Annotated in this window: 17 protein-coding genes; 14 read left to right on the top strand and 3 right to left on the bottom strand. The window is 34.5% G+C overall.

Going from position 1 to position 18,807, the window contains the following annotated elements; all coding sequences use genetic code 11:
- The first annotated feature begins 242 nt into the window (after window positions 1-242).
- The 14 genes from M0P98_03820 to lpdA all read left to right on the top strand — a co-directional run bounded on the left by M0P98_03820 (window position 243) and on the right by lpdA (window position 14,410).
- Window positions 243-1,043: a sugar phosphate isomerase/epimerase gene (locus M0P98_03820; protein MCK9265996.1), complete on the top strand. Its 801-nt coding sequence runs from the start codon at window positions 243-245 to the stop codon at window positions 1,041-1,043.
- Between the two features lie 67 nt (window positions 1,044-1,110).
- Window positions 1,111-1,908, top strand: coding sequence for an RnfABCDGE type electron transport complex subunit B (locus tag M0P98_03815; GenBank protein ID MCK9265995.1), 798 nt, complete (start codon window positions 1,111-1,113; stop codon window positions 1,906-1,908).
- A 39-nt stretch (window positions 1,909-1,947) separates the two neighbouring features.
- Window positions 1,948-2,703: a tRNA pseudouridine(38-40) synthase TruA gene (truA, locus tag M0P98_03810; protein MCK9265994.1), complete on the top strand. Its 756-nt coding sequence runs from the start codon at window positions 1,948-1,950 to the stop codon at window positions 2,701-2,703.
- Window positions 2,704-2,706: 3 nt separating this feature from the next.
- Window positions 2,707-3,621 carry a UDP-N-acetylmuramate dehydrogenase gene (gene murB / locus M0P98_03805; protein MCK9265993.1) on the top strand — a complete coding sequence of 305 codons (915 nt, stop codon included), beginning with the start codon at window positions 2,707-2,709 and terminating at the stop codon, window positions 3,619-3,621.
- The gene (locus tag M0P98_03800; protein ID MCK9265992.1) at window positions 3,618-4,553 is read left to right on the top strand and encodes a D-alanine--D-alanine ligase; all 936 of its coding nucleotides are present in this window, start codon (window positions 3,618-3,620) and stop codon (window positions 4,551-4,553) included. Before murB ends, M0P98_03800 begins: the two co-directional genes overlap by 4 nt.
- Window positions 4,554-4,576: 23 nt before the next feature.
- Complete coding sequence (locus tag M0P98_03795) at window positions 4,577-5,302, top strand: FtsQ-type POTRA domain-containing protein (protein MCK9265991.1); 726 nt, start codon at window positions 4,577-4,579, stop codon at window positions 5,300-5,302.
- A gap of 16 nt (window positions 5,303-5,318) precedes the next feature.
- Window positions 5,319-6,623, top strand: coding sequence for a cell division protein FtsA (gene ftsA, locus M0P98_03790; GenBank protein MCK9265990.1), 1,305 nt, complete (start codon window positions 5,319-5,321; stop codon window positions 6,621-6,623).
- Window positions 6,604-7,692 carry a cell division protein FtsZ gene (gene ftsZ, locus M0P98_03785; GenBank protein ID MCK9265989.1) on the top strand — a complete coding sequence of 363 codons (1,089 nt, stop codon included), beginning with the start codon at window positions 6,604-6,606 and terminating at the stop codon, window positions 7,690-7,692. Before ftsA ends, ftsZ begins: the two co-directional genes overlap by 20 nt.
- Entirely contained in the window at window positions 7,689-8,498 is an 810-nt protein-coding gene (locus M0P98_03780; GenBank protein MCK9265988.1) for a sugar phosphate isomerase/epimerase, read from the top strand. The genes ftsZ and M0P98_03780 overlap by 4 nt, the downstream gene beginning before the upstream one ends.
- A 102-nt stretch (window positions 8,499-8,600) precedes the next feature.
- A complete protein-coding gene (locus M0P98_03775) occupies window positions 8,601-9,641 on the top strand; it encodes a Gfo/Idh/MocA family oxidoreductase (GenBank protein ID MCK9265987.1) in 1,041 nt (346 codons plus the stop codon).
- Between the two features lie 50 nt (window positions 9,642-9,691).
- Window positions 9,692-10,834 carry a PmoA family protein gene (locus tag M0P98_03770; GenBank protein ID MCK9265986.1) on the top strand — a complete coding sequence of 381 codons (1,143 nt, stop codon included), beginning with the start codon at window positions 9,692-9,694 and terminating at the stop codon, window positions 10,832-10,834.
- 313 nt (window positions 10,835-11,147) lie between these two features.
- On the top strand, window positions 11,148-11,552 hold the full coding sequence (gene rpsI, locus M0P98_03765) for a 30S ribosomal protein S9 (protein ID MCK9265985.1): 405 nt from the start codon (window positions 11,148-11,150) through the stop codon (window positions 11,550-11,552).
- Between the two features lie 473 nt (window positions 11,553-12,025).
- Window positions 12,026-13,069: an N-acetyl-gamma-glutamyl-phosphate reductase gene (argC, locus tag M0P98_03760; GenBank protein MCK9265984.1), complete on the top strand. Its 1,044-nt coding sequence runs from the start codon at window positions 12,026-12,028 to the stop codon at window positions 13,067-13,069.
- A gap of 30 nt (window positions 13,070-13,099) precedes the next feature.
- Entirely contained in the window at window positions 13,100-14,410 is a 1,311-nt protein-coding gene (gene lpdA, locus M0P98_03755; GenBank protein ID MCK9265983.1) for a dihydrolipoyl dehydrogenase, read from the top strand.
- Window positions 14,411-14,653: 243 nt separating this feature from the next.
- Here lpdA and M0P98_03750 read toward each other — a convergent pair whose 3' ends face one another.
- The 3 genes from M0P98_03750 to M0P98_03740 are packed head-to-tail and all read right to left on the bottom strand — an operon-like array spanning window position 14,654 to window position 18,806.
- Window positions 14,654-15,793, bottom strand: coding sequence for an alanine--glyoxylate aminotransferase family protein (locus M0P98_03750; protein ID MCK9265982.1), 1,140 nt, complete (start codon window positions 15,791-15,793; stop codon window positions 14,654-14,656).
- A gap of 27 nt (window positions 15,794-15,820) precedes the next feature.
- The gene (gene lon / locus M0P98_03745) at window positions 15,821-18,199 is read right to left on the bottom strand and encodes an endopeptidase La (protein MCK9265981.1); all 2,379 of its coding nucleotides are present in this window, start codon (window positions 18,197-18,199) and stop codon (window positions 15,821-15,823) included.
- The gene (locus tag M0P98_03740; GenBank protein MCK9265980.1) at window positions 18,177-18,806 is read right to left on the bottom strand and encodes an ATP-dependent Clp protease proteolytic subunit; all 630 of its coding nucleotides are present in this window, start codon (window positions 18,804-18,806) and stop codon (window positions 18,177-18,179) included. The genes lon and M0P98_03740 overlap by 23 nt, the downstream gene beginning before the upstream one ends.
- Window position 18,807 lies beyond the last annotated feature (1 nt).

The raw sequence follows: 18,807 nt of genomic DNA, 5'->3' as shown, positions 1-18,807 counted from the left end.
GCGTAAAAGCAAAAAAACGTCGGATTACCCGTGTTTGTCATTCCGGACTTGATCCGGAATCTCGCTTTTACTACTCTTGTTACGTGAGTGACGGAGTGGGAGGAAAGCGTAAAAGCAAAAAAACGTCGGATTACCCGTGTTTGTCATTCCGGACTTGATCCGGAATCTCGCTTTTACTACTCTTGTTACGTGAGTGACGGAGTGGGAGGGGCAAGGTAAAAACGGGAAAAAAAGGAGAGAAAATGGAGAAGATAGGTGTCATTAAATATAATGTTTCTGGTTTACCTGTTGAAGATTTTTTTCCTTGGTGTCAAGATAATGGTGTTAAATATACAGAGTTGATGAGAGCCGATATATGGAAAGATGTTGGTAGCACAGAAAATGATGTTACTAAGGTATCTGCACTTCTCTCAAAGTACGATTTAAAAGTTTCTCAAGTAGCTGCTGGAAACGATTTTATTAAAGCAACCCCTGAAGAGTTTGATGAACAACTTCGTATAATTAGTGAATTATGCAAAATGGTTAAAGATCTCGGTTTTAATCAATTAAGAGTAGATGGTGGATGGCCGAAAGAAGATGTAGAAGAAAAATTTTATAGGGACCTTGTTATAGATGGTTTAAAAAAAGCAGCAGAAATTGCCAATAAAGAAGAGGTCTATCTTGCTTTAGATAATCACGGAAAAGTTACTAACGATTATCTTTTACAGTTAGATGTTTTTAAACAGGTTGATTCAAAGTATTTTGGAGCCAACCTTGATACAATGAATTACAGATGGTATGGATATCCTGTTGAACAGTTAAAAGATATTTATAGAGAAATTGCTCCTTACACTCTTCACACTCACCTGAAAGACGGTATTAAAGCAGATATTGATTTTAAGTATTCTGCAAGAGTGCTTGGCGAAGGTGAAATTCCTTTGGTTGAAACAATGCAGATTTTAAGAGAGGTTGGATACAAAGGTGTGTGGTGCATTGAGTATGAAGGCAAAGATGGTATAGAAGGATACAAAAAATGTGTTGATTGGTTAAAAAATAATGTCTGATGAAAATTTTTTGTATAAGAATTGTCCCTTAATTTAAAGTTAAAGGGAAAGGAGAGATAAGTTGGTTATGCCTATACTTATATTGGGTTCGTTGGGTATACTTTTTGCGGTATTTTTAACATTTTTTAGTATTAAATTTAAGACAGAGGAAAATCCGCTTATTTCAAATATTTATGAACTTATGCCAAAAGCCAACTGTGGTGCTTGTGGTGTTGCTGGATGTAGCGGGTTTGCAGAGTTGCTTGCTGAAGGTAAAGCGTCCCCTGATAAATGTTCAATGCTTACAAGTGAAAACTTTAGTTCTATATGTTCGATACTTGGGCTCGAAGCCAAAGATAGAGTAAACAAGGTTGCAAAAGTTAAATGTTTTGGTGGGTTAAACGCTAAAACAAAATTTGAATATAAGACAGTTGAATCTTGCAATGCACTAAATGCTATCTTTGGAACTAACCTTGAATGTACGTATGGGTGTTTAGGGCTGGGCGATTGTGTTTCTGTGTGTCCGGTAGATGCTATCAAAATGAAAGAAAACGGGTTGCCTGATATTGATATTGAAACCTGCACCGGTTGTGGGCAATGTGTTACTGTGTGCCCAGCAAAAATAATTGAGTTACAACCCAAAGAAAAGGTTGTTCATATATCTTGTTCCTCTTGCGACAGAGGTCCTGCTGTTTTGAAAGTTTGTAAAGTTGGCTGTATTGGGTGTGGAAAATGTGTTAGAGTTTGCCCTCAAAATGCCATTACTATTAAAGATAATCTGGCTGTCATAGATTATGAAAAATGTGATAATTGCGGAACCTGTATAGATAATTGTCCAAGAAAAATTATTTTTAGCACTTCGATTAAAAGTGAACAACTTGCGTAATAAATAGTTTTTGCTCATATATGTTTTGATATGGTAATAATGGAAGAAAAAAATATTAAACTTCTAATCTCTTATGATGGAAGTAGTTTTTTGGGATGGCAAAAACAGGACAATCCTTCTACAATTCAACAAACCATAGAAGAGGCTATAAGGGATACTTTAAAGACAGATGTAAACCTGATTGGGTGCGGAAGAACCGATGCTAAAGTACACGCTATATCTTATGTTGCAAACTTTATAACTTACACTCGGTTGTCTGCGGAAAACTTAAAAAATGCTATAAATTCAAAGGTTGCACCCGAAATAATTATTAAAGAAGCAGAAGAAGTTCCTCTAAATTTTCATAGTAGATACGATGCCAAAGGAAAGATATATAGGTATTTGTTGACAGATGTGAAAAGCCCTTTTTTAAAAAATTATGTTACTTATGTAAAACCTGCTCCTAATTTAGATAAGATGTTAGAATCTACGTCTTTTTTTTGTGGAACACATAATTTTAAAGCTTTTCAAGCCTCAGGAAACTCTATAAAAAACACAGTAAGAAAAATAGATTGGATAAAAATTAAAAAAGAGAGAGCATTGGTTGACAAAACAATAGAGGTTACTTCAATAGAAATTAAAGCTAACGGGTTCCTTTATAAGATGGCAAGAAACATTGTTGGAGCAATTTTGTATGCTGGATGGGAAAAATTTGCACCTGAAAAAATATCTTCTTTAATTGAATCAGAAGATAGAAAATTATCTCCACCAACAGCAAAACCAGAAGGTTTATACTTGAAACAAGTGTTCTACTAAAAAATGAAAGATTTGCTAAAAATTAAAAAAGAGTTTACTAAAATTGCAGGAGATAGATATAAAGAAAATATTTCTTTATCTAAATATACAAGTTTCAACACAGGCGGTTTAGCAGAGCATTTTATCTGCCCTAAAGATGTAGATGAAGTTAAAAGTGTTTATGAAGTTTCTAATAGTTTTGGGGTACCGGTGTTTATACTTGGAAGGGGAACAAACACTCTAATAAGTGATGATGGGTTTAGAGGTGTTGTTATATCTACAGAAAACCTAAATAACATTTATGTGGAAGACAATATTGTTGTATGTGAATCTGGGGTAAGTATTGCTTCTTTACTTAAAACTACTTTATCAACTTCTTTGAAAGGTATTGAGTTTATGGTTGGAATACCGGGAACCCTTGGAGGTGCAGTTATATCTAATGCTGGATTAAAAAATATTTGGATTTCACATCTCTTAAAAGAGATAGGTATACTTTATCTTAACAATTTGAAGACAGGTGTTTTACTTAAAGATGATATTAATTTTGGGTATAGAATAAGCGGGTTAGAAAATGTCTTTGTGTATAAGGTTGTCTTGGTTTTAGAAAAATCTGATAAAAAAGAGATTCAAAATACCATAAACTGTTATATGAAAAAAAGGGGTAATTGTTTACATCCAGAAGGGTTTTCAGCAGGAAGTATCTTTAAAAACCCAGAAAATCATTTTGCTGGTAAACTAATTGAAGAGGCAGGGCTTAAAGGTTTTTCTGTAGGTGGAGCTAAGGTATCTGAAAAACACGCTAATTTTATAATTAACACAGGAAGTGCAACTTCTGCGGAGATATATTCGCTCCTTGTTTTAGTTCAAAAAAAAGTTAAACAATTGTTCAATATATCACTTGAACCAGAAATTAAAATAATAGGTAATTTTGACAAATGAAAATGAAAATATCAGTATTTTACGGTGGAGATAGTCCAGAAAGAGAAGTGTCTATATCTTCTGGTATGCAGGTTGCTAAAGCATTAAAAAAGATTGGGTATACAGTAACCTTAATTGACCCTTCAGAAAAAGATTTTCTTGTAAACCTTATGGAGGCAAAACCTGACTGCGTTTTTATAGCCCTGCATGGAGGTAAAGGTGAAAGTGGAATAATACAGGGCTTCCTTGAAACTCTTAATTTACCTTATACAGGGTCAGGTGTTCTTTCTTCGGCTATATGCTTAAACAAGATTATAATGAAGAAACTCTTTTTTTATCATAGTTTACCTACTGCTAATTTTGTAGAAATAAATGAAGGTACAACCCCTGATGACCTACCTTTTGGGTTTCCAGCTGTTGTAAAACCTGCAAACCTCGGGTCAACCATTGGAATTAAGATAGTCAAAGACCGTACAGAAATGTTGAACGCAGTTGAAGAATCTTTCTCTCTCGATAATGAAGTTTTTGTAGAAGAGTATCTTAAAGGAACAGAAGTTACAGTTGGAATCCTTGGTAATGAAAACCCAGAGATTCTCCCTATAATAGAAATAGAGACTCCAACAGGTTTTTATGATTATGAAGCAAAATATACAAGCGGAGGAAGTAAACATATAATACCACCAAGATTAAACAGAGACGCTCTTGCAAAAATAGAAGATGTTTCCTTAAAAACATATAAGGTCCTTGGATGTTCAGGGTGTGCAAGAATGGAAATAATTCTTTCAAAAGACGTTCCATATATTCTTGATGTTAATACTATACCTGGTTTAACAAATACAAGCCTTTTACCTGATGCAGCAAAAGCAGTAGGTATAACTTTTGAAGTTCTTTGCGAAAAACTGGTTCAGTTGGCAATAAAAAAATGCGAAAATCAAAGACACAAGAAAGGATAAGGGATGTAAGAAAGCAGACTTTTTTGAGAAGAAAAAAGAAACTGAAAATTATTTTGTCTATCATTCTGGTTGTTCTGCTTGTTGTTGGTACTATTACTCTAAAAAAATTGTCTATAAAATTTCTTAAAAATATGGAAATATTTTATATCAAGAATATAAATGTAATTCCTAAGTATGAAAGTTCTATCAATTCTGGGCTTCTTGAAATGGAAATGGGAAAAAACCTGCTTTTCTGTGATATAAACGGCTTAAGAGAGGTTATTGTAGAAAATCAGCAGGTTGAGGATTGTAAAATAAAAAAAATATTTCCTAATACTCTTCAAATTGAAGTGGTTGTTAGAAAACCTTGGATGTTCATTTTAGATAATGGAAACCTTTTTTGTGTTGACAGAAAAGGAAAGGTTGTATATCCTATAAAAGAAGGTTTCTCCTCATTTTCTATAATTGAAAATGTTTCTATTGAAAATCAAGAGGTTACAGAAAAAGATTTGTGGAAACTAAACACAATTAAAGAGATTGAAAACGCTTACAATTGTAACAACTTAAAGAAACATATCAACCCAGATAAAATTATATTTTTAAGAAATCAAGAGATGGTAATCTATTCTGATGGAAAAAGGATACTGGTCGCAAAAGAAGATATTGCTGAAAAATTCAAATTTTTAAAAATTGTGTTTAATGAGATAGAAAAAAATCAACAAAATTGGGAATATGTTGATATACGATTTGAAGACCCGATAGTTCGATAAAAAGAGAGAAAAAAATATGCTAAACCAAATTATCACAGCCCTTGATATAGGGACAAGTAAAATTTTTGGAATAACTTGTGTCGCAAAAGAGACTGGACTTGAGGCTATAGCCGCAAATGTTATGAATTTCTCTGAAGATATTGTTCAAAGAGGGAGAGTAACCGATATTGAAGAGGTTAGCAACAGTATTCATACAGTTTTGAGGTCATTAAAGAACGATTCTGGGGAAAATATTATAAAAGTCAATATTGGGTTAGGCGGTGGTCATCTTACCGGTATATCATATCCTAAAAGCATAACTATTGAGCCACAAGGAAGAACTATTTCTGAATCTGATATTGAAAAAGTTAAAAGAGAAATAGCCAATTCAGTATCTGCTTCATACGGAGCAGATAGGCAAATTTTGTTCACAACACCTCAAGAGTATATAATAGACGATACTAACCAGACAAAAAAACCTCCTGTTGGTATGCACGGTAATTCACTTCTTTTAAAGATGCACGTTGTTACAGCAGAAACCAACCCTATGAAAGATATTGAAACCTGTGTGAAAAAAGCTGGAGGGTTGGTTGAAGGGTTTTATCCTCACTCCTGGGCAGCAGCTGAATCGTGTTTAACAGAAGAAGAAAAGAAACTTGGATGTATACTTATAGATATTGGAAAAAGCACTACCGATTTGATTATGTTTTCAAACAATTCTGTTCTAACAACAGATTCAGTGGGGATTGGTAGCAAAAACATTGATTGGGATATTTCTCACATTCTACACACATCTGAGTTAAATGCAGAAGAACTAAAGAAAAAATATGGATGGGCAAATTATCCAAATCTTGTTCAAGAAAAATCCCCTATCCTTGAAAGACAAGTAGATATTGTTGATTTAACAGGAAAGTTATCCAGAAGCGTCTCAACAAATGAAATATCTCATATTGTTTATGCCAGGGCTTCGGAAATTTTAACTGATTATGTAAAAACAAAGGTTGACCAATATCTATTGAAACATAGTTGTATAGCGGGGATAGTGTTGACAGGGGGTGGAGCAAGGCTTCAAGGGTTTGAGCATTTGGCAATGAGTGTTTTTGGGTTACCAGCAAGGATTGGTATCCCTACTGGACCTTTTAACCTTGATTCTAACTATCAAGCACCTAACTTTGCATCAGCTATTGGAACTGTTATGCTTGCTTCAAAATCTATACGAAACCTTGAAGATAGCGAATGGTGGCAAAAAATATTAAAAACAGTAGTACACTCAGTACAGAAAACTAAAACTAAATCAAATGAATTTTTAGGGAGAATTAGAAATGGCAAAACTAATAACTGACTCTCCAGAAGAAAGTAAGGCAATTAATATTAAAATTGTTGGTATAGGTAATGCAGGTAGTAATATTATTTCACGGATATCAGAAGATGTTAAAGGTATAACATCAATTATTTTTAATACTGATGCTAATGCTCTAACCTATTCCAAAGCAGACATAAAAATACGGATTGGAGAGAAGATTACTAAAGGAAGTGGGACAGGCAGAGACCCTGAGAAAGGCAAGTTTGCTGCTAACGAAGATAAAGAGAAGATTAAAGAAGTGCTTGATAACTCAGATTTTGTTTTTCTGGTTGCAGGTTTAGGAGGCGGTACTGGGACAGGGAGTTCTCCAGTTATAGCAAAAATTGCTAAAGACCTTGGCGCTATAGTTATAGCTTTTGTTACTACTCCTTTTGCATTTGAAGGCGATAAAAAAATCAAGTACTCAAAAAAAGGTCTTGAAATCCTTGAAAATAATGTAGACACACTTATCCATTTATCAAACAAACGGTTATATGACCATGTTGCTGAAGACGTTGGGATTACGGATGCTTTTGGGAAAATAGATGAAATTATTTCAAGGACAATAGAGTCTCTATCTAACTTGATTTATAAACCTAAAATTTTTGATATTGATTTTGCAGATATATGTTCTATTGTTTCAAAAGCAGGAAAAGGTATTGTGGGGCTTGGTTCAGGCAAAGGTGAAAATAGAGTAGAAGATGCAGCAAATAATGCGATAGACAATCCTCTTGTTGAAAAAAACAATATAATGGAAGCAAAAAATATACTTATTAGTTTAACTGGAAGCAAAGACCTTACTTTGAGAGAGGTGGGGAACGCAATGAATCTTATAGAGAGAAAAATAGCCTCTCCGTCTAAGGTTATAGGAGTTGCTATTGATGAAAACCTTGAAAATGAAATAAGGATGACTATTCTTGCCACAGGTATTGGCGACAAATCTATAGAAATAGAAGAAGAAGTATCAAAACCTGTAGGAACTACAATTGTAAACGAGATACCTTTTATACCTACAGAAATAGATATCAATAAACCAGCTATTTTGAGAGGAAAGGAGTTTAAAAAATGAAACACGGAATATGTAACGAAATATTTAAAGGATGGGAACTAAAGAAAGTGTTTTCTTTTATAAAAAATCTTGGATATGAAGGGCTTGAAATTGCACCTTTTACTTTTGATGACTCTGTTGAAAACATCTCCTTAGATAAACGGAAAGAGGTCAAAGATTTATCAGAAGAATATGGTGTTAGTATAATCGGAAGCCACTGGCTGTTAGCTAAGCCAGATGGGTTATCAATGTCAAGTAGTGATTCTTCCATAAGAAAAAGAACTACTGAATATTTGTGTAGTCTTGCTGAGTTTACTTCTGATATAGGAGGGGAACTGATGGTACTGGGTTCACCTAAACAGAGAAATATTGGAGAAGGACAGACCAGAGAAGAGGTTAAAGGGCACGTTAAAGAAGGGTTGGTAGAAGCATTAAAAGTATGTGAATCAAGAAATATAGATATTTGTCTTGAACCTTTAACCAAAAATGAAACTAATTTTATAAATACTGCTAGTGAAGCCATAGAATTGATTGAAGAGATTTCTCACCCTAACTTGAAACTTCACCTTGACGTTAAGGCTATGTCGGCTGAATCTTTATCTATTCCAGAGATTATTAGTAATTCAAAAAAGTATTTAAGGCATTTCCACGTAAATGATGTTAACAGGATGTATCCGGGTTCAGGGGAGATAGATTACGCTCCTATTTTAAAAGCATTAAAAGAGATTGATTATCAAGGATGGATTTCTCTTGAAGTATTTGATTTCTCTCACGGAGCAGAAACAATTGCGCTTGAAAGTATCAAATACCTTAAAAGATTCATTTAAAATTATAAGTCCCTCACAGTTTACAAGTTTGTAATTGACAATTTTTACAACAATGAACAGAGCCTCTAACAAGATAATGTTGGAGGTAAAGGAGAAGAGAAGATGAGGAAGATTAAAGCAGGTGTTGCCGGATATGGAAGAAGCGGTAAAGGTATTCATTGTCACAGTATAGGTCAGTTACCCGATAAATATGACATAGTTGCTTTGTGTGAACCCAACGATGAAAGAAGAGAAGAAGCGAAAGAAAATTTAAAATGTAGAGTTTATAAAGATTTTAATGAATTTTTAACAGATAAAGAGGTTGAACTTGTTTCCGTTGCTACCCCTTCTTACCTTCACACAGAATGTACACTTGCCTCTCTTGCTGCAGGAAAAAATACTGTATGTGAAAAACCATTATCTGATAATGTTGCTGATGTTGATAAGATGATAGAAGCATCTAAAAAATATAATAAAATTTTTGCTCCTTTCCAAAATAAAAGACATTGCACCCATTTTCAAAAAATGAAAGAGATTGTTGATTCTGGAATACTTGGAAAAATTGTTGAAATAAAAATTAACTGGAACGGTTTTGGAAGAAGATGGGACTGGCAAACTCTCAGAAAATTTAAAGGTGGTACTCTAAACAATACTTGCCCACACTCAATTGATCACGCATTACAGTTTATGCCTGAAGATGATGATTATGAAATCTTTTGTCATCTTGAAAAGACTCTAACGTTAGGGGATGCCGATGACCACGTAAAAATAATAATGAAGGGAAAAAAATCTCCTCTGCTCGATTTAGAAGTTTCTTCAGCTTTTGCTTATACACAACCAGAAAAGTATATTATAGCTGGAACTAAAGGTGGATTGAAAGCAAACTACTCTGAAATCTGGTGGAAATATTTTGACCCTACTACACTTCCAGATAGAGAACTCCCTGAAATAGCTATTTCTGAGGGACGTGCATATTGTAGCGAAGATATTGAATGGACAGAAGAATACTGGAAAACGCCTGAAGACGCTGTCCATTTTTCAGTAGCGTTTTATGACCATCTTTACAAAACGCTAACAGAAGGCGTACCTCTATTTGTTAGTCCTGAGAGTGCAAGAAGGGTTGTATGGTTATCTGAAATATGCCACAAAAGAACAGGGATATAATTTTTCTTAAGTTTTTATTTTTCAAATCAAAAAACTATGGAGATAGGTAAATGAAAAAAATTAAAATTAAAAATAAGGTCCGAGATTTTAAAAACTCGCCTATAAAAATTGAATGGGAAGAAGAAGGAATTTTTCTACTTAATGATGGTAAAAACAGTTTTTACGGGCAGACAAATAAAGTAGATGGTAAAATTTATCTTCTTTTTATCCCTCCAAGTATCTCATCTGATACTGAAGTTGAATATACAGTTAATAAAACTTCTGAAGCACCACAATCTGTTGCACTTAAACAGAACGATAATGGCACAATAGATGTTTTTATCAATGAAACACTTTTTACTACCTATAACTACGCAACCCAAGACCTTGTTAGACCTTTCCTTTTTCCAGTAATAGGTCCAAAAAACAAGTCTGTTCTTAGAACTCCACCCGCACCCGGTAACCCAGAGAAGGTTGACCATAGACACCATAGAGGAATATGGGTATCTCACGGTATTGTTAACGGAGTTGATAACTGGTCTGAAGAAGGCAAGCATGGGTACACATTTCATAAAGATTTTTCTGAACTAACATCAGGACCTGTCTTTGCTAAAATACATTCAGTTAACCATTGGGTCAAATTTGTTGAAAGAGGTGACGTAAAAAGAGAGGTAAAAATTCTTGAAGAAGAACGTATAATAACAGTATATAACCTACCAGAAGATTTTCGTATTATCGACCATAAAATTATTTTGAATGCAACAGAAGGGGAAACCATCTTTAAAGATACAAAAGAGTCTGGTTTGTTGAGTGTAAGGTTGAACCCTTCAATGGAAGAGAGAAAAGGAGGTAGGATGGTCAATGCACACGGTGGTATCGGCGAAGATGAATGTTGGGGAAAGAGAGCTGACTGGTGCGACTATTGTGGGGAAGTTGAAGGGGTTAAATGTGGTGTGTCTGTCTTTGACCAACCGTCCAATTTTAGGTATCCCACATATTGGCATATAAGAAGTTACGGTCTGTTTACTGCAAACTTTTTAGGTATATCTGATTTCACTAAAGATAAAACAAATTCTGGAACACATATTCTTCCCGCTTACGAAAAACTACCACTTGAATATAGGATATGTATCCATAAAGGTTATACAGAAGAGAGCGGTGTATCAGACAGATATTTAAACTTTATAAATCCGCCAACAGTTACTATTGAGTAATTCATTAAAATCTCTTGGAAAAAAATAGTATAAGGAAAAGAGTGCTTACTTTTTTCTTATATCACAAGAGGATGAGTGAGTTGGTATAATTTTTATGTTCCTTCTTTACAAAGAGCCTTTTTTTAGAATGTTTTTGTGAGAGATTTTAAGGTGATAATTATAAGGTAAAAAGGAATGAAGTTGATATTTTTTTATTACTGAAAATTTCGCTTAAAATCCATTTGACACTCTTGCAAAAATAGTTTAGAATATATGTTTGTTTGAATTGTTAAAAGAATAAATAAGAAATAAAATGGAATGGAGGTAAATTTTAATGGAGCAGAAGACAGCAGAACAGATCCAACTTGGAATTGGACGACGGAAAACAAGCACTGCAATAGTAAAACTAAAAGAAGGGAAAGGAAATATTTCTATCAATAAGAAAAGTCTTGACCAATTTTTCCCTTTACAATACCAACAAGAGGCGGCTATACAATCTCTTATACTTCTTGATTTAAGAAATAAGTTTGATGTTGAGATAAAGGTTCTTGGAGGAGGTTTTACTGGACAAGCAGACGCAATTAAGCTTGGAATAGCCAGAGCCCTCGTAAAGTATGACCAATCCCTTACCGCACAACTTAGGGAACACGGTCTACTTACAAGAAATTCCAGAATGAAAGAACGGAAAAAATACGGACAGAAAGGCGCAAGAGCCAAATTCCAGTGGACTAAGAGATAATTTTAGAATTTCTTTTTTTCATAATTTCCCACAATTTACAAACCAATACCTTAGTTTGCATTCAACTATTTGTTGTGGTTTTATTAATATAACTAATTAACTTCAAATTTTTGTTCATAAATTATGAGTTCTCAGTAAACACAGTCCAGAGCAGATTGTCTGCCTCATGGATTTGCAGAAATAAGAAGACTTGGCCTTCTACCCTTATGTCTTGTATGATAGTAGGTGGAGGTGCTTTATACCCCCTGTTTGTCATTGCGAGTGGCTTGTCCCGACAGGTTTTCTGAGGGATTTCTAAATGTAGCAATTTTCCCCACAAATACTATGGGACAAGACTCGTTTTTCTTGTTACCAGCGTGGGTTAGGTTAGAGACCCTGAAACAAGTTTAGGATGACAAAATGGACGGAGAGAGGAGAGTGCAGGGCAAGTTTACTGAATTTTTTCACAAATTAACAGTCAGAAAGGATTTATTATGGTAAGAGTGGCTATTTTTGGTATATCGGGCTATGCTGGTCAAAAGTTGACAGAAATACTTGTTTCTCACCCAAAAGTAAAGATAACTAAAGGGTTTGTATCTACAAAAAGTGGAACGCCACACCTGTCAGAAATCATTCCAAAGGTTAAAGATATTATTGATTTAAGGTGTGAGAATGTATATGACTGGAAAAGTATTAAAGAGTCCTGTGATGTTATTTTTCTCGCCCTCCCCCACTCTGTATCAATGACTCTTATACCAGAGATTATGAATCTTGGCAAAATTGTTATTGACCTTAGTGCAGATTTTCGATTTAGCAATTTGGATAATTACGAAAGATGGTATATGAAACACACTTGCCCTCAATATCTTGATAACTTTGTATATGGGTTACCTGAAATAAACAGAGCAATAATTAAAAAATCAAAAAATACTGCTAACCCTGGTTGTTATCCCACTTCTGTCATCCTTGCGTTACTACCTCTTGCAAAAAAACGGTATATACAAGGTAATATCATCTCTGATTCAAAAAGCGGTGTTACTGGAGCAGGAAGAAGCCTGAAACTTGAAAATATTTTTGCTGAATGTAATGAAAATATCAGAGCTTATAAGATTGGAGAACATAGACATTCCCCCGAGATGGAAGAGGTGTTATCGTGTGTATCTACCGAAAATTATAAGATTACTTTTGTACCTCACTTAGTCCCTTTTAATCAAGGAATACTTTCTACCTGTTATGTCAACCTAAAAGAACCTGCAACTGGTGAAGAGATTCAAGAGTTGTATGAAAATTTTTATAAAGATGAACCTTTTGTAAGGGTGATGGACTATTCTGTTTCTCCATCTGTAAAAAATGTTGTTAACACAAATTTTTGTGATATAGGTTTAAAAGTTTTACAGAACAATCAGGTTGTAATTGTATCTGCAATTGATAATCTTGTTAAGGGAGCGGCAGGGCAGGCAGTTCATAATATGAATTTAATGGTTGGATGTGATGAAACGGTTCCTTTTTTTTATAAAAATCGAAAGACGTTAGTTTAAACGATATTTTTTAATGGAGGGTTATAAAGAATGTATGATGTAATAATTATTGGTGGTGGACCGGGAGGGTACCCTTGTGCAATAAGGTGCGCTCAATCTGGAATGAAGGTAGCTTTGATTGAATCTGAACATCTTGGAGGTGTTTGTCTAAATAAAGGATGTGTCCCTACAAAAACTCTTTCTGCAATAGCCGAACAGGTAAGTCAATCTCCATTTAAATCTATACAAAAAAACGTTGGTTACCAATGGGACAAAGTTCTTTCGGAAATCAAGACTGATGTTGTTTTACGTTTGAGGATGGGAGTAAGTTTTCTAATAAAACAGAATAAGATAGACCTTTTTCAAGATGAAGGAATTATACTTAACCCAAACCTTGTAGTTGCTGGGGATAAAAAGCTTGAATGTAGAAATATTGTTATCTCAACAGGTAGTGTTCCTATCACTCCAGAAATTTGTAAAGATAACGAAAGAACCTTAACAAGCGATGATTTATGGAAGATGGAGAAACTCCCTAAAAGTTTAGCTATTGTTGGTGGAGGCGTTATAGGATGTGAGTTTGCTTCTATCTTGAATAAGTTTGGAGTTGAAATTTCTATATATGAAATGCAAGAAGACCTTATACCTGAAGGTGATAGTGAGATAACAAAATTGTTTAAAAAGTACCTTGAAAAACGTGGTGTAAAAGTTTTAACAGGTAAAAAAATTGAAAGTATTAATGAAATCCAAGATGAAAAAATTCTTGTTACTGTTGGACGTAAAGCAAATATTCCCAAGATGGACAATTTGGAGATTACTCTTAATAAAGGTGCAATAAATACCGACCCATATATGAAAACCAATATTGAGAATATTTATGCTGTGGGTGATGTTAATGGTAAATACCAGTTTGCTTATGTTGCTACCAGAGAAGGTGAGGTTGCTGCGTCTAATATTATTGGAAAACAGGTTTCTATGGATTACAATAATATACCTTCATCTGTTTTTACTATTCCTGAAATGTCTTTTTGTGGTATTACAGAAAAAGAGGCTACCAATAAAGGTATCAATTTCAAAACAGGTCGATTCCCACATACCATTCTTGGAAAAGCGTATACAAGGAAAGATAATGAGGGGATAGTAAAAGTTATTGTTAGTTCAGATACTGATGAAATATTGGGGATTCATATTCTTGGTCAAAGTTCTACTGAACTTGTTTCTTTTTCATCTCTTGCCATTAATAACAAAATGAAGATTTCTGATCTTGAAAAAGTTCTTTATTGTCACCCTACCTATGCAGAAGGTATTATGGAAGCAGTTGAGGATGTAAACAAAAAAAGTATACATCTGCCTCCTAAACGTTGAGTTGATAAAGATTAAGATTGCCCTGCATGTCATTCCGGACTTGATCCGGAATCTCGTTTTTTATTACTTACGTTACGGGGTTAAGTTAGAGATCCTGAAACAAGTTCAGGATGGTAAAATTGGACGTTCGGATGGTAAAATAAGGCGTAAAGATTTAAAAGACCTCTCTCCTCTCTCGGAGATACTAGGACAAGATCCCTTCACAATGACAAATAACGTTGGATATACCTCTAAAAAGAATGGCTATTGAGAAAACAATATTTTACGGGCAACTTTCAATCCCTTTTCAATATCTACAGGAAAACCTATTTCGGCAAGCCCAACACCCATTGCAGATATAACTGTTAAAACATCAAAATCGTCCTGCCAGCCAAGATGTGAAATTCTCATTATTTTCCCTTTAAGGGTATCTTGTCCACCTGCAATAGAAATTCCATATTTACTTCTTAAAAGTTTAACAAGTTTTTCGCCATCAGCGTTTTCGGGGAGCATAACAGCAGTTAAAGCGTTGGAAGGTGATTCAGAGTAAATTTTTAAATCTATCTCTTCAAAAGCTGCTCTGGTTGCGTCTGCTCTTCTGGTATGTTGGTCCCATATTGTTTCAATACCTATATCTTTCATTAAACTTAATGATTTCTGTAGTCCAACAATAAGAGAAACAGGTATTGTGTATGGGAAATCGTATTTAGATACTGCTTTTCTATATTTTTTTAAATCAAAATAGTATTTTGGAAGGTCTGAAGTTTCAGATTTTTTCCAGGCTTTCTCGCTAATAGAAATAAACGATAAACCAGGTGGAAGCATTAAGGCTTTCTGTGAACCAGTAATAAGGCAATCTATACCCCACTGGTCTGTTAAACAAGGAACAGCCCCTAATGAACTTATAGCGTCAACCACAAGAAGCATATCAGGATATTGTGAAACTATCTTACCAAACTTATCAATCTCAAACTGTGTTCCAGTGGAGGTTTCGCATAATGTTGTAAAGAGTGCTTTTGCGTCAGGATGTTTATCTATTGTTTTTTGTATAACCTCTGGATTGAGTTTTTTACCCCATTCAACCTCAATAGGTACAAGGTTTAATCCAAAACTAACCGATATCTCTTTAAACCTTTCTCCAAACTTACCTCCTGATACAACTATAACTTTGTCCCCTTTAGAAAGAAAATTAACAACAGCAGATTCCATAGCGCCTGTACCGGAAGAAGAAAGTATTATTACATCGTTTTCTGTTTGAAATATATATTTTAAATCTTTTAAAACAGATTCAGCAATTTTTTTAAACTCGTCGGTTCTATGATGCATTATCGGTGAAGCCATTTCAAGAAGTATTTCTTCTGGTACTGATGTTGGACCTGGTGTAAATAATCTTTTCTTTAACATTGTTTTCCTTTTAGGTATTATTGATTTTTATTTTTTACGAGTTGTGCGAGTTTTAACCTGTTTTTTATCTTTCCACCCAATTATTGAGTGGTTTATTACTTCGCTTAGATTTTTAACAGATACAATTTCTAAATCATCTTTTACCTTTTTAGGTATTTCTTTAAGGTCTTTCTCGTTTTCGTACGGAATAATAATTTTTCTTATTCCTGAACGGTGTGCAGCAAGAATTTTAGATTTTAGTCCACCAATCTTAAGAACTTTACCCTGCAAAGTTATTTCGCCAGTCATAGCTATATGAGCATCTACTGGTTTTTCTACAAGACAGGATATAAGGGCAGTAGAAATTGTTATACCTGCAGAAGGACCATCTTTTGGAATTGCACCTTCTGGAACGTGTATATGTATATCAAGTTCTTTATAAAAATCTTTCTCTATCCCAAGTTCAGCAGTATGAGCTCTAACATAACTAAGGGCTGCTTGTGCAGATTCTTTCATTACATTCCCAAGTTGACCGGTAAGTATGAGTTGCCCTTTGCCGTTCATCGTTAGAACTTCAGTAAAGAGTATCTCGCCACCGTATGCTGTCCAAGCCATACCAGTTGCAACTCCAACTTTATGTTCTTTTTCGCCCTGTAGAGATGAGTATTTTTCTGGTCCGAGATATTTTTCTACATTTTTAACAGTTATTGTGTATAGACTCTCTTTTTTAGTCTCAACTATTTTCTTTGTAACCTTTCTACACACATTGGCAATCTCTCTCTCAAGGTTTCTAACGCCAGCTTCTCTTGTATAGTTTTTTATAATAGAGAATAGAGCGTCATCAGAAAATTTAATATTTTTTGTTGTAAGCCCATTTTCTTTAAGTTGTTTAGGTATTAGAAAATGTTTAGATATCTCTCTCTTTTCCCAAATTGTGTATCCAGGTAAAGAAATTATTTCCATTCTATCAAGAAGAGCAGGAGGTATAGAAAATTCTGTGTTAGCAGTTGTTAAAAACAATATTTTTGAAAGATCAAACTCTACCTCTAAATAATGGTCAGAGAAAGTAGCGTTCTGTTCTGGATCAAGAACTTCAAGTAAGGCACTTGCAGGGTCGCCTCTAAAATCCCTACCTAATTTATCAATTTCATCAAGAAGAAATATTGGATTGTTTACCTGCACTTTCCTTAAAGACTGTATAACTCTACCGGGCATAGACCCAATATATGTTCTCCTATGTCCTCGTATTTCTGCCTCATCTCGTATTCCGCCTAAAGAAATCCTAACACATTTCCGCCCCATCGCCCGAGCAATAGATTTTCCTAAAGAGGTTTTACCTACACCGGGAGGACCCACAAAACAAAGGATAGGACCCTTTAACCCTTCAGCACGTTTTCGAACAGCAAGATATTCAAGAATCCTTTCCTTGACCTTCTCTAAACCGTAGTGGTCTTCATTCAATATTTTTGATGCGTGAAGCACATCAAGATTATCTTTTGTTTGGTTATCCCAAGGAAGATTTATAAACCACTCAAGGTAGGTTCTAATAACAGAAGCCTCTGGTGAAAGCGGCATTGTTTTAGAAAGTCGAGCCAATTCTTCTTCTGCCTTATCTCTTGCGGTCTTAGGCATTTTAGTCTTTTTAATCTTGTCTCTTAACTGTGTAACTTCATCGGTATCGCCCTCTTTACCAAGTTCTTTCTGTATTTCTTTAAGTTGTTCGTTCAAAAAATATTGTCTCTGGGTATCTTCAATCTTTTTAATTACTTTACTCTGTATCTTTTTTTGAACTTCAAGAACAGCTATTTCGCTGTTAAGTATATCTATTAAAGACTGCAACCTATCTTGTACCGGAATTGTTTCAAGAACAATCGATTTATCTTTAAGTTTTAATGGGAGATACCCTGCAATAGAATCAGCAAGTTTTGAAGCGTCTTCAATGGTAGAGATAGTAGAATACAGTTCCTTAGGAATAGATGTATTCAAATCAAGATATTTTTCTAAAAGTTCTAACAGAAAACGCATAAGAGCCTCGTTCTCTTTATTTTTTTGTGCAACTTCTTTTATTCTTTCAGTTGAGACTGAGTAGAATTTTTTGTTCTTTGAAAAATCGGTTATCTTCACCCTATCAAGTACTTCTGCCAATATCTTCATTACCCCATTCTGCTCTTTAACGCTTTGAATAATCTTTACTGCAACACCTACCTTGTAAATATCATCAAAAACAGGGTCATCAACCTGAGGATCTTTCTGAAAAACAACTATAAGGTTCTCTTCGCTAACCAAAGATTCATCAACTGAATTTAAAGAACGGGTCCTCCCAACAAGGAGAGGAACCACCATATTAGGAAAAACTATTAAATCCCTTAAAGGTATTGCGGGTTTCATTTTGTTTCGGTTTCTTTCACTTTTTTTTAGTATTGCCATTTTTATTTATCTCTTTTATTTTTTCAGAATGGATGATTTTGTCTCCTAATCCGTATTTAACAGCTTCTTTTGCATCCATAAAATAATCTCTTTCAGTATCTTTTTCAATTGTTTTTATTGTTTTACCAGTATGTAAAGCAAGTGTCTGGTTAACTATACTTCTTAATCTCATAATTTCACGAGTATGAATATTAACATCAGTAGCGGTACCTTCAACTCCACCCCATGGCTGATGTATCATTACCCGACTATTTGGTAGAAGTGCCCTTTTGTTTTTTGCTCCTGCCGCAAGAAGGATAGCACCCATACTTGATGCTTGACCTATACAATATGTTGCAATTTCACACGAAACAAACTGCATTGTGTCATATATCGCAAGCCCTGCTGTTATTGAACCCCCTGGCGTGTTTAGGTACAAATGTATATCTTTTTTTGAATCTTCGTTTTGCAGAAAAAGAAACTGTGCTATAACAAGGTTTGCAAGCAAATCATTTATAGCGGTACCTATAAAGATAACCCTATCTTTTAATAGGCGTGAATATATATCGTAGGCACGCTCTCCTTTTGATGTCTCTTCTATTATGAAAGGAACAAGTTGATTTTTCATT

The organism is bacterium (assembly GCA_023230585.1).
In the GTDB taxonomy this organism is placed as follows: Bacteria; Ratteibacteria; UBA8468; order B48-G9; family JAFGKM01; genus JALNXB01.
Note: the sequence above shows the minus strand (reverse complement) of the source record. Positions and strands in the feature narration are given on the sequence as shown.

Coding starts and splice junctions, on each gene's coding strand:
- M0P98_03820 (MCK9265996.1), top strand. CDS start 243: ATGGAGAAGATAGGTGTCATTAAATATAATGTTTCTGGTTTACCTGTT.
- M0P98_03815 (MCK9265995.1), top strand. CDS start 1,111: ATGCCTATACTTATATTGGGTTCGTTGGGTATACTTTTTGCGGTATTT.
- truA (MCK9265994.1), top strand. CDS start 1,948: ATGGAAGAAAAAAATATTAAACTTCTAATCTCTTATGATGGAAGTAGT.
- murB (MCK9265993.1), top strand. CDS start 2,707: ATGAAAGATTTGCTAAAAATTAAAAAAGAGTTTACTAAAATTGCAGGA.
- M0P98_03800 (MCK9265992.1), top strand. CDS start 3,618: ATGAAAATGAAAATATCAGTATTTTACGGTGGAGATAGTCCAGAAAGA.
- ftsA (MCK9265990.1), top strand. CDS start 5,319: ATGCTAAACCAAATTATCACAGCCCTTGATATAGGGACAAGTAAAATT.
- ftsZ (MCK9265989.1), top strand. CDS start 6,604: ATGGCAAAACTAATAACTGACTCTCCAGAAGAAAGTAAGGCAATTAAT.
- M0P98_03780 (MCK9265988.1), top strand. CDS start 7,689: ATGAAACACGGAATATGTAACGAAATATTTAAAGGATGGGAACTAAAG.
- M0P98_03775 (MCK9265987.1), top strand. CDS start 8,601: ATGAGGAAGATTAAAGCAGGTGTTGCCGGATATGGAAGAAGCGGTAAA.
- M0P98_03770 (MCK9265986.1), top strand. CDS start 9,692: ATGAAAAAAATTAAAATTAAAAATAAGGTCCGAGATTTTAAAAACTCG.
- rpsI (MCK9265985.1), top strand. CDS start 11,148: ATGGAGCAGAAGACAGCAGAACAGATCCAACTTGGAATTGGACGACGG.
- argC (MCK9265984.1), top strand. CDS start 12,026: ATGGTAAGAGTGGCTATTTTTGGTATATCGGGCTATGCTGGTCAAAAG.
- lpdA (MCK9265983.1), top strand. CDS start 13,100: ATGTATGATGTAATAATTATTGGTGGTGGACCGGGAGGGTACCCTTGT.
- M0P98_03750 (MCK9265982.1), bottom strand. CDS start 15,793: ATGTTAAAGAAAAGATTATTTACACCAGGTCCAACATCAGTACCAGAA.
- lon (MCK9265981.1), bottom strand. CDS start 18,199: ATGGCAATACTAAAAAAAAGTGAAAGAAACCGAAACAAAATGAAACCC.
- M0P98_03740 (MCK9265980.1), bottom strand. CDS start 18,806: ATGAAAAATCAACTTGTTCCTTTCATAATAGAAGAGACATCAAAAGGA.